Source organism: Arthrobacter bambusae, assembly GCF_030812595.1.
GTDB lineage: Bacteria > Actinomycetota > Actinomycetes > Actinomycetales > Micrococcaceae > Arthrobacter > Arthrobacter bambusae_B.
Map to the genome: position 1 here is coordinate 186205 of NZ_JAUSSZ010000008.1, position 14632 is coordinate 200836.

Annotated in this window: 21 protein-coding genes; 1 reads left to right on the plus strand and 20 read right to left on the minus strand. The window is 60.8% G+C overall.

Annotated elements, in window-relative coordinates:
- Position 1 precedes the first annotated feature (1 nt).
- The 16 genes from rplF to rpsJ all read right to left on the minus strand — a co-directional run bounded on the left by rplF (position 2) and on the right by rpsJ (position 8057).
- Positions 2-538 carry a 50S ribosomal protein L6 gene (gene rplF / locus J2S96_RS12690; protein WP_059387368.1) on the minus strand — a complete coding sequence of 179 codons (537 nt, stop codon included), beginning with the start codon at positions 536-538 and terminating at the stop codon, positions 2-4.
- An 18-nt stretch (positions 539-556) separates the two neighbouring features.
- Positions 557-955: a 30S ribosomal protein S8 gene (gene rpsH, locus J2S96_RS12695; protein ID WP_028265096.1), complete on the minus strand. Its 399-nt coding sequence runs from the start codon at positions 953-955 to the stop codon at positions 557-559.
- 76 nt (positions 956-1031) lie between these two features.
- A complete protein-coding gene (gene rplE / locus J2S96_RS12700; protein ID WP_306863842.1) occupies positions 1032-1619 on the minus strand; it encodes a 50S ribosomal protein L5 in 588 nt (195 codons plus the stop codon).
- Entirely contained in the window at positions 1619-1978 is a 360-nt protein-coding gene (gene rplX, locus J2S96_RS12705; protein ID WP_306863844.1) for a 50S ribosomal protein L24, read from the minus strand. Before rplX ends, rplE begins: the two co-directional genes overlap by 1 nt.
- A 3-nt stretch (positions 1979-1981) precedes the next feature.
- Positions 1982-2350 (minus strand): 50S ribosomal protein L14, encoded by a 369-nt coding sequence (gene rplN, locus J2S96_RS12710; RefSeq protein WP_003803789.1) that lies wholly within the window; start codon positions 2348-2350, stop codon positions 1982-1984.
- A gap of 350 nt (positions 2351-2700) precedes the next feature.
- Positions 2701-3000: a 30S ribosomal protein S17 gene (gene rpsQ, locus J2S96_RS12715; RefSeq protein WP_306863848.1), complete on the minus strand. Its 300-nt coding sequence runs from the start codon at positions 2998-3000 to the stop codon at positions 2701-2703.
- Positions 2997-3320 (minus strand): 50S ribosomal protein L29, encoded by a 324-nt coding sequence (rpmC, locus tag J2S96_RS12720; protein ID WP_306863851.1) that lies wholly within the window; start codon positions 3318-3320, stop codon positions 2997-2999. The genes rpsQ and rpmC overlap by 4 nt, the downstream gene beginning before the upstream one ends.
- Positions 3321-3322: 2 nt before the next feature.
- The gene (gene rplP, locus J2S96_RS12725; protein WP_028265101.1) at positions 3323-3739 is read right to left on the minus strand and encodes a 50S ribosomal protein L16; all 417 of its coding nucleotides are present in this window, start codon (positions 3737-3739) and stop codon (positions 3323-3325) included.
- Positions 3740-4588 (minus strand): 30S ribosomal protein S3, encoded by an 849-nt coding sequence (gene rpsC, locus J2S96_RS12730; RefSeq protein ID WP_306863854.1) that lies wholly within the window; start codon positions 4586-4588, stop codon positions 3740-3742.
- Positions 4589-4954: a 50S ribosomal protein L22 gene (rplV, locus tag J2S96_RS12735; RefSeq protein WP_028265103.1), complete on the minus strand. Its 366-nt coding sequence runs from the start codon at positions 4952-4954 to the stop codon at positions 4589-4591.
- 38 nt (positions 4955-4992) lie between these two features.
- Complete coding sequence (gene rpsS, locus J2S96_RS12740; protein ID WP_018773666.1) at positions 4993-5274, minus strand: 30S ribosomal protein S19; 282 nt, start codon at positions 5272-5274, stop codon at positions 4993-4995.
- Between the two features lie 12 nt (positions 5275-5286).
- Entirely contained in the window at positions 5287-6126 is an 840-nt protein-coding gene (gene rplB, locus J2S96_RS12745) for a 50S ribosomal protein L2 (RefSeq protein WP_070350361.1), read from the minus strand.
- Between the two features lie 29 nt (positions 6127-6155).
- Entirely contained in the window at positions 6156-6461 is a 306-nt protein-coding gene (gene rplW / locus J2S96_RS12750) for a 50S ribosomal protein L23 (RefSeq protein ID WP_059387362.1), read from the minus strand.
- Positions 6458-7075 carry a 50S ribosomal protein L4 gene (rplD, locus tag J2S96_RS12755; RefSeq protein WP_306863868.1) on the minus strand — a complete coding sequence of 206 codons (618 nt, stop codon included), beginning with the start codon at positions 7073-7075 and terminating at the stop codon, positions 6458-6460. The genes rplW and rplD overlap by 4 nt, the downstream gene beginning before the upstream one ends.
- A gap of 4 nt (positions 7076-7079) precedes the next feature.
- Complete coding sequence (rplC, locus tag J2S96_RS12760; protein ID WP_306863871.1) at positions 7080-7730, minus strand: 50S ribosomal protein L3; 651 nt, start codon at positions 7728-7730, stop codon at positions 7080-7082.
- Positions 7731-7748: 18 nt separating this feature from the next.
- Complete coding sequence (gene rpsJ, locus J2S96_RS12765) at positions 7749-8057, minus strand: 30S ribosomal protein S10 (RefSeq protein WP_003803825.1); 309 nt, start codon at positions 8055-8057, stop codon at positions 7749-7751.
- 389 nt (positions 8058-8446) lie between these two features.
- Here rpsJ and J2S96_RS12770 point away from each other — a divergent pair, with 389 nt between their 5' ends.
- Complete coding sequence (locus J2S96_RS12770; RefSeq protein ID WP_306863874.1) at positions 8447-9883, plus strand: GH1 family beta-glucosidase; 1437 nt, start codon at positions 8447-8449, stop codon at positions 9881-9883.
- A 251-nt stretch (positions 9884-10134) separates the two neighbouring features.
- Here J2S96_RS12770 and tuf read toward each other — a convergent pair whose 3' ends face one another.
- From tuf to rpsL, 4 genes are all read right to left on the minus strand, one after another.
- Positions 10135-11325, minus strand: a complete 1191-nt coding sequence (gene tuf / locus J2S96_RS12775; RefSeq protein WP_306863877.1) for an elongation factor Tu — start codon at positions 11323-11325, stop codon at positions 10135-10137.
- A gap of 235 nt (positions 11326-11560) precedes the next feature.
- Positions 11561-13675 carry an elongation factor G gene (gene fusA / locus J2S96_RS12780; RefSeq protein ID WP_306863881.1) on the minus strand — a complete coding sequence of 705 codons (2115 nt, stop codon included), beginning with the start codon at positions 13673-13675 and terminating at the stop codon, positions 11561-11563.
- A gap of 69 nt (positions 13676-13744) precedes the next feature.
- Positions 13745-14215 (minus strand): 30S ribosomal protein S7, encoded by a 471-nt coding sequence (gene rpsG / locus J2S96_RS12785; RefSeq protein WP_059387355.1) that lies wholly within the window; start codon positions 14213-14215, stop codon positions 13745-13747.
- Between the two features lies 1 nt (position 14216).
- Entirely contained in the window at positions 14217-14591 is a 375-nt protein-coding gene (rpsL, locus tag J2S96_RS12790; RefSeq protein WP_009358312.1) for a 30S ribosomal protein S12, read from the minus strand.
- Between the last annotated feature and the right edge of the window lie 41 nt (positions 14592-14632).

Genomic DNA, 14632 nt, shown 5'->3' on the forward strand with positions numbered 1-14632 from the left:
TTTACTTACCAGCCTTTCCGACCTTGCGGCGGATAACTTCGCCGGCGTAACGGACACCCTTGCCCTTGTAGGGGTCGGGCTTGCGCAGCTTGCGAATGTTGGCAGCAACCTCGCCGACCTGCTGCTTGGAGATACCAGCGACGGAGAGCTTGGTCGGCCCCTCCACCGTGAAGGTGATGCCTTCCGGAGCGGAGACATTGACCGGGTGGCTGAAGCCGAGAGCGAACTCAAGGTCAGAACCCTTGGCCTGAACGCGGTAACCGGTACCAACGATTTCAAGCTTCTTCTCGTAGCCCTTGGTGACGCCCTCGATCATGTTGGCGATCAGGGTGCGGGTCAGGCCGTGCAGGGAACGCGAAGCGCGCTCGTCGTTCGGGCGGGTGACAGTCAAGGTGCTCTCGTCCAGGGTGACCTCGATCGGGCTGGCTACAGTGTGGCTCAGCTCGCCTTTGGTGCCCTTGACGTTGATGACAGAGCCATCAACCTTAACTTCAACGCCGGCAGGAACGGTGATGGGGAGACGTCCAATACGTGACATTATTCTCTTCCTTTCCCGTTACCAGACGTACGCGAGGACTTCGCCGCCCACGCCCTTCTTGCCGGCCTGCTTGTCAGTCAGGAGGCCGGAAGAGGTGGACAGGATTGCGATACCCAGGCCACCCAGCACGTGAGGCAGGTTGGTGGACTTCGCGTAAACGCGGAGACCAGGCTTGGAAATGCGGCGGACACCAGCAATCGAACGCTCGCGGTTCGGACCGAACTTGAGGTCGATGGTCAGCTTCTTGCCGACTTCGGCTTCCTCTTCCTTCCAGGCAGCAATGTAGCCTTCTGCCTTCAGGATGTCGGCAACGCGTGCCTTGAGCTTGCTGTACGGCATGCTCACGGTGTCGTGGTATGCCGAGTTGGCGTTGCGCAGACGCGTAAGCATGTCTGCGACAGGGTCTGTCATAGTCATTTGGGCTCTTGCCCTTCCTCGTAATGGTTTCCGCGTTGGCTAAAGAGCAGCCGCGGCCGGACCTACTACGTAGTTATTAGTCTTCGGATTTGAACGGGAAGCCAAGTGCCTTAAGCAGCGCACGGCCTTCGTCATCGGTCTTTGCAGTGGTGACAACCGTGATGTCCATACCGCGAACGCGGTCGATGGAGTCCTGGTCGATTTCGTGGAACATAACCTGCTCGGTCAGACCGAAGGTGTAGTTGCCGTTACCGTCGAACTGCTTGCCGTTGAGGCCGCGGAAGTCGCGGATACGGGGCAGGGCGAGGGTCACGAGGCGGTCCACGAATTCCCACATGCGGTCCCCACGCAGAGTTGCGTGTGCACCGATGGGCATGCCTTCGCGCAGCTTGAACTGGGCGATCGACTTGCGGGCCTTGGTTACCTGCGGCTTCTGGCCGGTGATCAGGGTGAGGTCGCGGACAGCGCCGTCGATCAGCTTGGAGTCCTTTGCGGCATCTCCAACACCCATGTTCACAACAACCTTCACCAGGCGGGGAACCTGGTTCACGTTCTCGTACTTGAATTCCTCAACCAGGGACTGCTTGATGGAATCGGCGTACTTCGTCTTCAGACGCGGAACGATCTTCGTTTCGACGGTGGTCTCAGACAGTGTCTCACTCATCAGATGTCCTTCCCGGATGCCTTGGACACGCGGACACGGACGGTCTTGGAGACGCCGTCCTTCTCAACGGTCTCGAGACGGAAACCAACGCGGGTCGGCTTCTTGGTCGAGGGGTCAACAAGAGCAACGTTGGAGACGTGGATCGGGGCCTCAACGACCTCGATGCCACCGGTCTTGGTGCCGCGCTGCGACTGACCGACCTTGGTGTGCTTGGTGACGCGGTTGATGCCTTCTACCAGGACGCGGTTGGCTTCCGGGTAGACGCGCAAGACCTTGCCCTGCTTGCCGCGGTCGCCGCCGCGCTCCTGCTTGGCTCCGGTGATGACCTGAACGAGGTCACCCTTCTTGATCTTAGCCATGGACTAAAGCACCTCCGGGGCCAGCGAGACGATCTTCATGAACTTCTTGTCACGGAGCTCACGACCAACCGGGCCGAAGATACGGGTACCGCGGGGGTCGCCGTCGTTCTTCAGAATCACAGCTGCGTTCTCGTCGAACTTGATGTAGGAACCATCCGCACGGCGGCGTTCCTTCTTGGTACGAACGATGACAGCCTTGACGACGTCACCCTTCTTTACGTTGCCGCCCGGGATAGCGTCCTTGACGGTTGCGACAATGACGTCGCCAATGCCTGCGTAGCGACGGCCGGATCCACCGAGAACGCGAATGGTAAGGATTTCCTTAGCACCCGTGTTGTCGGCGACCTTCAGTCGCGACTCCTGCTGAATCAATTTTTACTCCTTGCGTCGCGCCGGTTCTCAGACCGAAATGGAGCATACGGAATGAGCCTTGCGGAACGGTTGATCGGGGTGTCTCTTGACCTGCCTGGATTTTGCCAGTGCAGGCCTAAACTCCCGTGCCGCCAGCATCAGCTTCCCTTGCGGAAATAACTGCGCGGGGCAGTATGCCGCGGCACGATTGTTTACGAGGTGGTTGTTGGCGCACAACTGACGCCATACAAACTCAATATCCTAGCACGGTTTATGCTAAGGACCGAAACGCGGAAAGGCCCGCATCCCTTACGGAATACGGGCCTTCCTGCCAATCCATATCGCTGCCGGGCACAAGGGCCGGCGCGGGACTACTTAGCCTTTTCGAGGATCTCCACGAGCCGCCAGTTCTTGGTGGCGGACAGCGGACGGGTCTCGGCGATGAGAACGAGGTCGCCGATGCCGGCGGTGTTCTCTTCGTCGTGAGCCTTGACCTTCGAGGTGCGGCGAATAACCTTGCCGTACAGAGCGTGCTTCACGCGGTCTTCAACCTGCACAACGATGGTCTTTTCCATCTTGTCAGAGACAACGTAGCCGCGACGCGTCTTACGGTAACCACGCTGTGTAGCGCCGGCTGCTGCTTCCGTCACAGTTTCCTTCTGTTCGCTCACTTGGCGTCCTCTCCAGCCTCAGCTTCGGCCTTTTCAGCCTTGGCTTCTGCCTTCTTGGACTTCTTGTCTTCCTTGGCTTCCACAACCGGCGCGGCAACCTCGGCACGAATGCCCAGCTCGCGCTCACGGAGAACGGTGTAGATGCGTGCGATGTCCTTCTTTACCGCGCGCAGGCGACCGTGGTTCTCCAGCTGTCCGGTGGCGGACTGGAAACGCAGGTTGAACAGCTCTTCCTTGGACTTGCGGAGTTCTTCAACGAGACGCTCGTTGTCGAAACCGTCCAGCTGTGCGGGTGCGAGATCCTTCGACCCTACTGCCATTTCTATTCACCACCTTCGCGACGCACAATGCGTGCCTTCAACGGCAGCTTGTGGATTGCCAGGCGCAATGCCTCGCGAGCTACCTCTTCATTGACACCGGCGAGTTCGAAGAGAACGCGGCCCGGCTTGACGTTTGCGACCCACCATTCCGGAGAACCCTTACCGGAACCCATGCGGGTTTCGGCCGGCTTCTTCGTCAGCGGACGGTCCGGGTAGATGTTGATCCAGACCTTGCCGCCACGCTTGATGTGGCGGGTCATCGCGATACGGGCAGACTCGATCTGACGGTTCGTGACGTAGGCCGGGCTCAGGGCCTGGATGCCGTACTCACCGAAAGTGACCTTGGTGCCGCCCGTTGCAGCGCCGGAACGACCCGGGTGGTGCTGCTTACGGTGCTTGACTCGACGTGGGATAAGCATTTAAGCCTGTCCTCCTTCTGCTGCCTGTGCCGAACCTGCGGTAGCGGCTTCAGCTGCCGGAGCCTCTGCAGCAACAGGTGCTGCGTCAGCTGCCGGACGGTCGGTACGACGACGACGGTCACCGCGGTCAGCGCCACCCGGGCGGCCCGGGCGATCGCTGGCACCGCGACCGCGGGACGGAGCAGCAGCTGCCTGCTGAGCCAGTTCCTTGGCGGTGACGTCGCCCTTGTAGATCCAGACCTTCACGCCGATGCGGCCGAAGGTGGTCTTGGCCTCGTAGAAGCCGTAGTCGATGTTCGCACGCAGGGTGTGCAGGGGCACACGGCCTTCGCGGTAGAACTCCGAGCGGGACATTTCTGCACCACCCAGTCGACCGGAGCAAGCGATACGGATACCCTTGGCACCGGCACGCTGTGCGGACTGCATGGCCTTCTTCATCGCACGGCGGAAAGCCACGCGGGAAGTCAGCTGCTCAGCAACGCCCTGGGCAACAAGCTGGGCTTCCATCTCGGGGTTCTTGACCTCGAGGATGTTCAGCTGGACCTGCTTGCCGGTGAGCTTTTCGAGCTCGCCGCGAATGCGGTCCGCCTCTGCGCCGCGGCGGCCGATGACGATGCCCGGGCGAGCCGTGTGGATGTCCACGCGGACACGGTCACGGGTGCGCTCGATTTCGACCTTGGCGATACCAGCGCGCTCCATGCCCGTGGACATGAGCTGGCGGATGCGGATGTCTTCGCGAACGAAGTCCTTGTACCGCTGGCCAGCCTTGGTGCTGTCAGCAAACCAGTGCGATACGTGATCGGTGGTGATGCCGAGTCGGAACCCGTGCGGGTTTACTTTCTGTCCCACTTAGCGAGCCTCCTCTTTCTCCGGGGTAGCGACTACCACGGTGATGTGGCTCGTGCGCTTCTTGATCTGAAATGCGCGACCCTGAGCACGCGGCTGGAACCGCTTCATGGTCGGGCCTTCATCAACAAACGCTTCGCTGATGTAAAGGTCTCCTTCGTCAAAGGCAACGCCGTCGCGGTCCGCGAGGACCCGTGCGTTTGCCATTGCCGACTGAACTACCTTGAATACCGGCTCCGAAGCTGCCTGTTCGGCGAACTTCAGAATTGCCAGAGCCTCATTCGCTTGCTTACCACGAACAAGGTTGACGACGCGCCGGGCCTTCATAGGCGTTACGCGGATGTGACGCGCAATAGCCTTGGCTTCCATTGCTTTCCTTCTCTCGTCTTAGCCGTAGAGCGAGCGCCTTAGCGGCGCTTGCCCTTACGGTCGTCCTTGACATGGCCGCGGAATGTCCGCGTGGGAGCGAATTCGCCGAGCTTGTGCCCGACCATCGACTCAGTGACAAACACCGGAATGTGCTTGCGTCCGTCGTGAACGGCAATCGTGTGACCCAGCATGTCCGGGACGATCATCGAACGGCGGGACCAGGTCTTGATGACGTTCTTGGTGCCCTTTTCGTTTTCCCTGGCGACCTTCACAAAGAGGTGCTGGTCAACGAAAGGACCTTTTTTCAGGCTGCGTGGCATGTGTCCAGGCTCCTATCGCTTGTTCTTGCCAGTACGACGGCGACGAACAATAAGCTTGTCGCTCTCTTTGTTGGGGCGGCGGGTGCGGCCCTCGGGCTTGCCGTTCGGGTTGACCGGGTGACGTCCACCGGAAGTCTTGCCTTCACCACCACCGTGCGGGTGGTCGACCGGGTTCATGGCGACACCACGCACGGTCGGGCGGACGCCCTTCCAGCGCATGCGGCCGGCCTTGCCCCAGTTGATGTTGGACTGCTCGGCGTTGCCGACCTCGCCGATGGTTGCGCGGCAGCGCACGTCAACGTTGCGGATTTCGCCGGAGGGCAGACGCAGCTGGGCGAAACGGCCTTCCTTGGCGACGAGCTGTACCGAAGCACCTGCGGAACGGGCCATCTTGGCGCCGCCACCCGGACGCAGTTCGACTGCGTGGATAACGGTACCGACGGGGATGTTGCGCAACGGCAGGTTGTTGCCCGGCTTGATGTCAGCGTCGGGGCCAGCCTCGACGAAGTCACCCTGGGACAGCTTGTTCGGGGCGATGATGTAACGCTTGGTGCCATCAACGTAGTGCAGGAGGGCGATGCGAGCCGTGCGGTTCGGATCGTACTCGATTTCGGCAACGCGAGCGTTGACGCCGTCCTTGTCGTGACGACGGAAGTCGATCAGACGGTACTGGCGCTTGTGGCCACCACCCTTGTGACGGGTGGTGATCTTACCGGTGTTGTTACGGCCGCCGGTCTTGTGCAGCGGACGCAGCAGCGACTTTTCCGGAGTCGATCGCGTGATTTCGGAGAAGTCGGCTACGCTCGAGCCGCGACGGCCCGGGGTAGTCGGCTTGTATTTACGGATTCCCATAATTCATTTCCTCGTTAAAGTGGTCTCCGCTACGCGAGCGGACCGCCGAAGATGTCGATTGTGCCTTCTTTGAGGGTGACAATTGCACGCTTGGTGCTCTTGCGCTGTCCCCAGCCGAATTTGGTGCGCTTGCGCTTACCGGCACGGTTGATGGTGTTGATCGATTCGACCTTGACGGAGAAGATCTTCTCCACGGCCAGCTTGATCTCGGTCTTGTTCGAGCGGGGGTCCACCAGGAAGGTGTACTTGCCCTCGTCGATCAGGCCGTAGCTCTTTTCCGAGACGACGGGTGCAATGACGACGTCGCGCGGGTCTTTGATGGTGGCTGCACTCACTTGGCGTCCTCCTCGTTCTTTGCCTTGTCAGCGATGAAAGCCTCGAAAGCAGCCTTGGTGAAGACCACGTCGTCGGAAACCAGCACGTCGTAGGTGTTCAGCTGGTCTGCGTACAGAACGTGAACTTCCGCGAGGTTGCGCACCGACAGTGCGGCAACATCGTTGGCGCGCTCGATGACAACGAGCAGGTTCTTGCGCTCGGAAACCGAACGCAACGATGCCAGTGCTTCCTTGGAGGACGGCTTGGTGCCGGCGACCAGTTCGTCAATGACGTGGATGCGACCGTTGCGGGCGCGGTCAGACAGGGCACCGCGAAGTGCGGCAGCCTTCATCTTCTTGGGGGTCCGCTGGCTGTAGTCACGCGGCGTCGGGCCGTGGACAATGCCACCACCGGTCATGTGCGGAGCACGGATGGAACCCTGACGGGCGCGGCCGGTGCCCTTCTGCTTGAACGGCTTGCGGCCTGCACCGGAAACTTCGGCGCGGGTCTTGGTCTTGTGGGTACCCTGGCGAGCAGCAGCGAGCTGTGCGACGACGACCTGGTGCAGCAGCGGCACGTTGGTCTGGACGTCGAAGATCTCTGCAGGCAGGTCTACCTTGACAGTGCTAGTCATCTAACTAGGCTCCCTTCACGGCGGTGCGTACGAGGACGACCTGGCCGCGGGCGCCGGGGACGGCACCCTTGATAAGGAGCAGCGACTTCTCGGCGTCGACGGCGTGAACGGTGAGGTTCAGCGTGGTGTGACGTACTGCGCCCATGCGACCGGCCATTTTCAGACCCTTGAAGACGCGGCTCGGGGTGGATGCGCCACCGATGGAACCGGGCTTGCGGTGGTTCTTGTGCGCACCGTGGGAGGCTCCAACACCGTGGAAGCCGTGACGCTTCATAACACCGGCGAAGCCCTTACCCTTGCTGGTACCGACGACGTCGATCTTCTGACCGGCTTCGAAGAGCTCAACAGAAAGCTCCTGGCCCAGTTCGTAAGACGCGGCGTCCGCAGTGCGCAGTTCGACGACGTGGCGGCGAGGAGTTACGCCGGCCTTTTCAAAGTGACCAGCCAGCGGCTTGGTGACCTTGCGGGGATCGATCTGGCCGTAGCCGATCTGAACGGCGACATAGCCATCGGTCTCTGCGTTGCGCAGCTGGGTGATGACGTTGGAGTCAGCCTGGACGACAGTTACCGGGATGAGCTTGTTGTTCTCGTCCCAGACCTGGGTCATGCCGAGCTTCGTGCCCAGCAGGCCCTTTACATTACGGGTTGCGGTCATAGTTTTCTCAGCACCTCCCTACAGCTTGATTTCGATGTTCACGTCGGCCGGCAGGTCGAGACGCATAAGCGAGTCAACAGCCTTCGGCGTGGGGTCGATGATGTCGATCAGACGCTTGTGAGTACGCATTTCAAAGTGCTCGCGGCTGTCCTTGTACTTGTGGGGAGAGCGGATAACGCAGTACACGTTCTTCTCCGTCGGCAGCGGCACGGGGCCCACTACCGTTGCGCCTGCGCGCGTGACCGTCTCAACGATCTTCCGCGCTGAAACATCAATGACCTCGTGGTCATATGACTTCAGCCGGATGCGGATTTTTTGTCCCGCCATGTCGCCTGACTCTCTTTCAGTCTTTGCTGCCCTCGAATAAAGGCTGCCCTGTTCACTTACGTGTTGTATGTGGCTGCCGAAGCATTTGAAGTAGTACTACCACCCGCCGCACAAGCTGAATCCGGAGGGATCCGGGTTCCTCAACTTGCCGGTGTAACCGACCCCCGCGGTCGGGCGTGTCGCGATTTCCACGCAAACGCGTCCGTAGTCCTTTGGGGATCTGGGTTATGTTTGGTCTTCAGCTTGGACCCTGGCACCCGGCATTATCCGGATCGGGACGCGAAGAAGCGCTTGAACAACTCAACTAGTATGCCGGAATTTCCCGGCATAAGCCAATTGAGCCCCTTCCGAGCATTGCTATCGGCTCCTGCGCTCGGGATGATTGGGTCATGACCGTCCAAGATGCTTCCACTGTGGGGGATCTTGCAGGACGCATCCGGCCGGACTTCATTCTAGGGGTCGCGGCGGCGGCATTCCAGATCGAAGGCGCGCTCACGGCCGACGGACGAGGACCGTCGAGTTGGGACGCATTTGCCGAGAAACCAGGCGCGATCGTCGACGGCCACTCCCCCGCAGTCGCGTGCGACCATTACAACCGGACGGATGAGGACATTTCCCTCATGCAGGACCTGGGCGTGGATTCCTACCGGTTTTCCCTCTCCTGGCCCCGGATCCAACCCGGCGGCAAGGGACCCATCAACCAACAGGGCCTGGACTTCTACGACCGCCTGATCGACAAGCTCCTCAAGGCCGGGGTCTCACCTATGGTGACCTTGTTCCATTGGGATACTCCCCTGCCATTGGAGCACGACGGCGGCTGGCTGAATCGGGCGACAGCGGAACGGTTCGCCGAATATTCCGCTGCGGCGGCACACCGCTTCGGTGACCGGGTGGCGCAATGGGTCACCCTGAACGAGCCTGTTTCGGTCGCGTTGCAAGGGTATGCGCTTGGCGTCCACGCTCCCGGACGGCGGCTGCTTTTCGATGCCCTGCCGGCTGCCCACCACCAGTTGTTGGGGCACGGGCTTGCCGTGCAGGCCCTGCGCGCCGCCGGCGTCGCGGGAACCATCGGCGTGGCCAACGTGCATTCCCCGGTAAGCCCGGCAAGCAAGCGGCTTGGAGACGGTCTCATGGCCAAGGCCTTCGACCTCATCTTCAACCGGGTCTATGCCGATCCCATCCTCCTGGGGCGTTACCCGAAACCTCCGCTGCAAGTTAAGCCTTGGTTCCGGGCCTTGGGCAAGGTGCGGGAGGAGGATCTCAAGACCATCCACCAACCGTTGGATTTCTACGGTTTGAACTACTACTACCCGGTCAAGGTAGCCTCGGGCCGCGGGGGCGGGGGCGACGGAAGCGCCCCCGTCATCAACCCGGAGATGATGGCCAAGCTGCCGTTCCATCTGGCAGCCTTCCCGGAATACGAAACGACGGGCTTTGGCTGGCCTGTGGCTCCCGAACACCTCGGAATCCTCCTGCGGGAGTTGAAGGACCGTTACGGAGACGCACTGCCTCCCCTGTTCATCACCGAGAGCGGCGCGAGTTTCCCGGAACCTGAGCACACCCGGGGTCCAGTGCACGACGCCGACCGCATCCGCTATCTTGCCTCGCACCTCGGCCAGGCCTTGAGGGCCACGGCCCCTGGCGGGATTGCCGACGACGTCGAACTCCTGGGCTACTACGTGTGGACCCTGCTGGACAACTTCGAATGGGCTGCCGGATACTCGCAGCGATTCGGGCTGGTGCACGTGGACTTCGACACCCTCGAAAGGACCCCTAAGGACTCGTACTACTGGTACCAGTCCTTGAGCAAGGCGCGCCGGAGTTGATTCCGCGTCCTTTTTGTGGACCGACCGTGCTAAATAGATTTTTTCCAATTCGCCCGATCGTGCTAAATCAATCTTTCCTATTCGCCCGGTTGATGCGCTTGGCGCGCTCAAAGCTATCAGGGCGCGAACCGCATCCGGCAGTGCCCCAGGCCCGTAACAAAGAAGAACCCCGCCACAAAAGTGACGGGGTTCTTCTTTGGCTTGCTACCGGCCGACAGGCGGCCGGTGGTTCACCGATCTACAAGTAGGAACTACTTGAGGATCTTGGTAACACGTCCCGAACCAACGGTGCGGCCACCTTCACGGATTGCGAAGCCGAGGCCCTCTTCCATAGCGATCGGCTGGATGAGCTCAACGGTCATCTCAGTGTTGTCGCCAGGCATAACCATTTCCGTGCCTTCCGGCAGGGTGATAACGCCGGTTACGTCCGTGGTACGGAAGTAGAACTGCGGGCGGTAGTTCGAGTAGAACGGGTTGTGACGTCCGCCTTCGTCCTTGGAAAGGATGTAGACGTTAGCTTCGAAGTCGGTGTGCGGGGTGATGGAACCCGGCTTGACGACAACCTGGCCACGCTCGACGTCGTCGCGCTTCAGACCGCGGAGCAGCAGGCCACAGTTCTCGCCGGCCCATGCTTCGTCGAGCTGCTTGTGGAACATCTCGATACCGGTAACGGTGGTCTTCTGGACCGGACGGATACCAACGATTTCAACTTCAGAGTTGATCGCGAGGGTACCGCGCTCGGCGCGACCCGTAACGACGGTGCCACGACCGGTGATCGTGAAGACGTCTTCGATCGGCATCAGGAACGGCTTGTCGCGGTCGCGAACGGGGTCCGGAACCGAGTTGTCGACAGCTTCCATGAGGTCTTCGATGGACTTGACCCACTCAGCGTCGCCTTCGAGGGCCTTCAGGCCGGAAACGCGGATAACCGGAGCGTCGTCGCCGTCGAAGCCCTGCGAGCTCAGGAGCTCACGAACTTCCATTTCGACGAGGTCGAGAAGCTCTTCGTCGTCGACCATGTCGGCCTTGTTCAGAGCGACCAGCAGGTAGGGAACACCAACCTGGCGGGCGAGCAGAACGTGCTCGCGGGTCTGGGCCATCGGACCATCGGTGGCGGCAACCACGAGGATCGCGCCGTCCATCTGGGCAGCACCGGTGATCATGTTCTTGATGTAGTCAGCGTGACCCGGAGCGTCCACGTGTGCGTAGTGGCGCTTTTCGGTCTGGTACTCAACGTGCGAGATGTTGATGGTAATACCGCGCTGACGCTCTTCCGGAGCAGAGTCGATCGACGCGAAGTCACGCTTCTCGTTGAGAGTGGGGTACTTGTCGTACAGCACCTTGGAAATGGCGGCAGTCAGCGTCGTCTTACCGTGGTCAACGTGACCGATGGTGCCGATGTTGACGTGCGGCTTAGTCCGCTCGAACTTTGCCTTTGCCACAGGTTCCTCCTAGAACGATTTCAAGTGAGTTGCTCCTCGGCCGCGCTTTTCGCGGCAGAAACTCCAGCAAGTCTACTTGGGGGCTTTGGTTTTGGTGAAATTGCAGATTCAGGCACCAATCTTAGTACCTGGAGTCTGTTCGTGCAGGGGCCGGGCCGCGGCCTTGGCTAAAGCCCTGCCCCTGCACTGAATGCTTTCCCGGAATGGGCCAGCATCCTGGTTATTCCGTCGGTGATTACTCGCCGCGGGTCTTCTGGATGATCTCGTCGGCAACTGCCTTCGGGACCTCGGCGTAGCTGTTGAACGTCATGGAGTACACAGCACGGCCCTGGGTCTTCGAGCGCAGGTCACCGATGTAGCCGAACATGCCGGACAGCGGAACGTGTGCACGGATTACCTTGACGCCGGCGGCATCTTCCATGGACTGCATCTGGCCACGGCGGGAGTTCAGGTCACCGATTACTTCACCCATGTATTCCTCAGGGGTGCGGACCTCAACATCCATCAGCGGTTCGAGCAGAACCGGGTTCGCCTTGCGTGCGGCTTCCTTGAAAGCCATACGGCCGGCGATCTTGAACGCCATTTCCGAGGAGTCAACATCGTGGTACGCGCCGTCAATCAGCGTGGCCTTGATGCCGACAACCGGGTAGCCGGCCAGAACGCCGTCGTTGAGTGCATCCTGGATGCCCGCGTCAACGGACGGGATGTACTCGCGGGGCACGCGGCCACCGGTGACCTTGTTCTCGAACGCATAGAGCTCGCCGTCGGCGGTATCCATCGGCTCGATAGCGATCTGGATCTTTGCGAACTGACCCGAACCACCGGTCTGCTTCTTGTGCGTGTAGTCGTGACGCTCTACAGCGCGCTTGATGGTTTCGCGGTACGCAACCTGCGGCTTGCCGACGTTTGCCTCGACCTTGAATTCGCGGCGCATGCGGTCCACCAGGATGTCCAGGTGGAGCTCGCCCATGCCGGCGATGATGGTCTGACCGGTGTCTTCGTTGAGGGAGACCTGGAAGGTCGGGTCCTCAGCGGAGAGCTTCTGGATGGCCGTGGAGAGCTTCTCCTGGTCACCCTTGGTGTTCGGCTCGATGGCAACCGAGATCACGGGCTCCGGGAAGCTCATGGACTCGAGCACGATCTGGTTGTTCGCGTCGCACAGGGTGTCGCCCGTGGTGGTGTCCTTCAGACCGATTGCTGCGTAGATGTGGCCCGCGGTAGCGCCCTCAACAGGCATTTCCTTGTTGGCGTGCATCTGGAACAGCTTGCCGATGCGCTCCTTCTTGCCCTTGGTGGAGTTGACCACCTGGGCGCCGGCTTCTACGTGACCGGAGTACACGCGGATGAAGGTGAGCTGGCCGAAGAACGGGTGCGCGGCAATCTTGAATGCCAGGGCCGAGAACGGCTCTTCGGCAGAAGGCTTGCGGGTGAGCTCCTTCGATTCGTCGCGCGGGTCGTGACCGACCATGGGCGGGACGTCGAGGGGGTTCGGCAGGAAGTCAACAACAGCATCCAGCATCGGCTGGACGCCGCGGTTCTTGAAGGCAGAACCACAGAGAACCGGGTAGAGCTCAGAGTTGATGGTCATCTTGCGGATGCCAGCCTTGAGCTCCTCAAGAGTGAGTTCTTCACCCTCGAGGTACTTCTCCATGAGTTCTTCGGAAGCCTCGGCAACAGTCTCAACGAGCTGTGCACGGTATTCCTCCGCCTTGGCCTGGAGGTCGGCGGGGATCTCCTGGACCTCGTACTTGGCACCCATGGTCACGTCACCCTTGGCATCGCCCGGCCACACCAGTGCGCGCATCTCAAGGAGATCCACGACGCCGATGAAGTCGTTCTCAGCACCGATAGGCAGCTGGAGAACCAGCGGCTTGGCGCCGAGGCGGCTGATGATGGTGTCTACGGTGAAGTAGAAGTCAGCGCCGAGCTTGTCCATCTTGTTGACGAAGCAAATACGCGGCACGTTGTACTTGTCGGCCTGGCGCCAGACAGTCTCGGACTGCGGCTCAACGCCTTCCTTGCCATCGAAGACAGCAACGGCGCCGTCGAGGACGCGCAGCGAGCGCTCAACCTCAACCGTGAAGTCCACGTGGCCCGGGGTGTCGATGATGTTGATCTGGTTCTTGTCCCAGAAGCAGGTCACGGCGGCAGACGTGATGGTGATGCCGCGTTCCTTTTCCTGTTCCATCCAGTCGGTCGTCGAAGCGCCGTCGTGCGTTTCGCCGATCTTGTGGTTCACACCCGTGTAGAACAGGATGCGCTCGGTGGTGGTGGTCTTGCCGGCATCGATGTGGGCCATGATGCCGATGTTGCGGACCTTGCTAAGGTCGGTAAGCACGTCCTGTGCCACGGTGTCTCCCTTTCGGATGGACTACACGTTCGCCGCCAGCTCGTCGGAGCCGGCGGCGTACGGGAAGTTTTACCAGCGGTAGTGTGCGAAGGCCTTGTTCGACTCGGCCATCTTGTGGGTGTCTTCGCGACGCTTCACAGCGGCACCGAGACCGTTGGACGCATCCAGGATTTCGTTCTGGAGGCGTTCGGTCATCGTCTTCTCGCGGCGGGCCTTGGAGTAGCCAACCAGCCAGCGGAGAGCGAGGGCGGTGGAGCGGCCCGGCTTGACCTCAACGGGAACCTGGTAGGTTGCGCCACCGACACGGCGGGAGCGGACCTCGAGGGAAGGCTTGACGTTGTCCATGGCCTTCTTGAGGGCGGCAACGGGGTCGCCACCGGACTTGGCACGTGCACCTTCGAGTGCGCCGTAAACGATGCGCTCCGCGGTGGACTTCTTGCCGTCGATCAGAACCTTGTTGATCAGCTGGGTGACCAACGGGGAACCGTAAACGGGATCGGAAACTAGCGGCCGCTTCGGGGCCGGACCCTTGCGAGGCATATTACTTCTTCTCCATCTTTGCGCCGTAGCGGCTGCGGGCCTGCTTGCGGTTCTTGACACCCTGGGTATCGAGGGCACCACGGACGATCTTGTAACGGACACCCGGGAGGTCCTTCACACGACCACCACGGACCAGCACGATGGAGTGCTCCTGGAGGTTGTGGCCAACACCGGGGATGTAGGCGGTAACTTCAACGCCACCGTTGAGGCGCACACGTGCAACCTTACGGAGAGCCGAGTTCGGCTTCTTCGGGGTGGTCGTGTAAACGCGGGTGCAAACACCGCGGCGCATCGGGCTGCCCTTAAGCGCGGGAGCCTTGGTCTTGGAGACCTTCGGCGTGCGGCCCTTGCGGACCAGCTGGTTAATCGTAGGCACTTTCGTGTTCTCCGTTGGTTGATCTCTGCTCCGCGCCCAGG

Bases quoted from the DNA above. Each gene is read 5' to 3' on its own strand.
- rpsH (WP_028265096.1), bottom strand. From the start codon at position 955: ATGACTATGACAGACCCTGTCGCAGACATGCTTACGCGTCTGCGCAAC.
- rplX (WP_306863844.1), bottom strand. From the start codon at position 1,978: ATGGCTAAGATCAAGAAGGGTGACCTCGTTCAGGTCATCACCGGAGCC.
- rplD (WP_306863868.1), bottom strand. From the start codon at position 7,075: ATGACTAGCACTGTCAAGGTAGACCTGCCTGCAGAGATCTTCGACGTC.
- rplE (WP_306863842.1), bottom strand. From the start codon at position 1,619: ATGAGTGAGACACTGTCTGAGACCACCGTCGAAACGAAGATCGTTCCG.
- rplP (WP_028265101.1), bottom strand. From the start codon at position 3,739: ATGCTTATCCCACGTCGAGTCAAGCACCGTAAGCAGCACCACCCGGGT.
- rplV (WP_028265103.1), bottom strand. From the start codon at position 4,954: ATGGAAGCCAAGGCTATTGCGCGTCACATCCGCGTAACGCCTATGAAG.
- rplF (WP_059387368.1), bottom strand. From the start codon at position 538: ATGTCACGTATTGGACGTCTCCCCATCACCGTTCCTGCCGGCGTTGAA.
- rpmC (WP_306863851.1), bottom strand. From the start codon at position 3,320: ATGGCAGTAGGGTCGAAGGATCTCGCACCCGCACAGCTGGACGGTTTC.
- rplB (WP_070350361.1), bottom strand. From the start codon at position 6,126: ATGGGAATCCGTAAATACAAGCCGACTACCCCGGGCCGTCGCGGCTCG.
- rpsS (WP_018773666.1), bottom strand. From the start codon at position 5,274: ATGCCACGCAGCCTGAAAAAAGGTCCTTTCGTTGACCAGCACCTCTTT.
- rpsJ (WP_003803825.1), bottom strand. From the start codon at position 8,057: ATGGCGGGACAAAAAATCCGCATCCGGCTGAAGTCATATGACCACGAG.
- rpsG (WP_059387355.1), bottom strand. From the start codon at position 14,215: ATGCCTCGCAAGGGTCCGGCCCCGAAGCGGCCGCTAGTTTCCGATCCC.
- rplC (WP_306863871.1), bottom strand. From the start codon at position 7,730: ATGACCGCAACCCGTAATGTAAAGGGCCTGCTGGGCACGAAGCTCGGC.
- J2S96_RS12770 (WP_306863874.1), top strand. From the start codon at position 8,447: ATGACCGTCCAAGATGCTTCCACTGTGGGGGATCTTGCAGGACGCATC.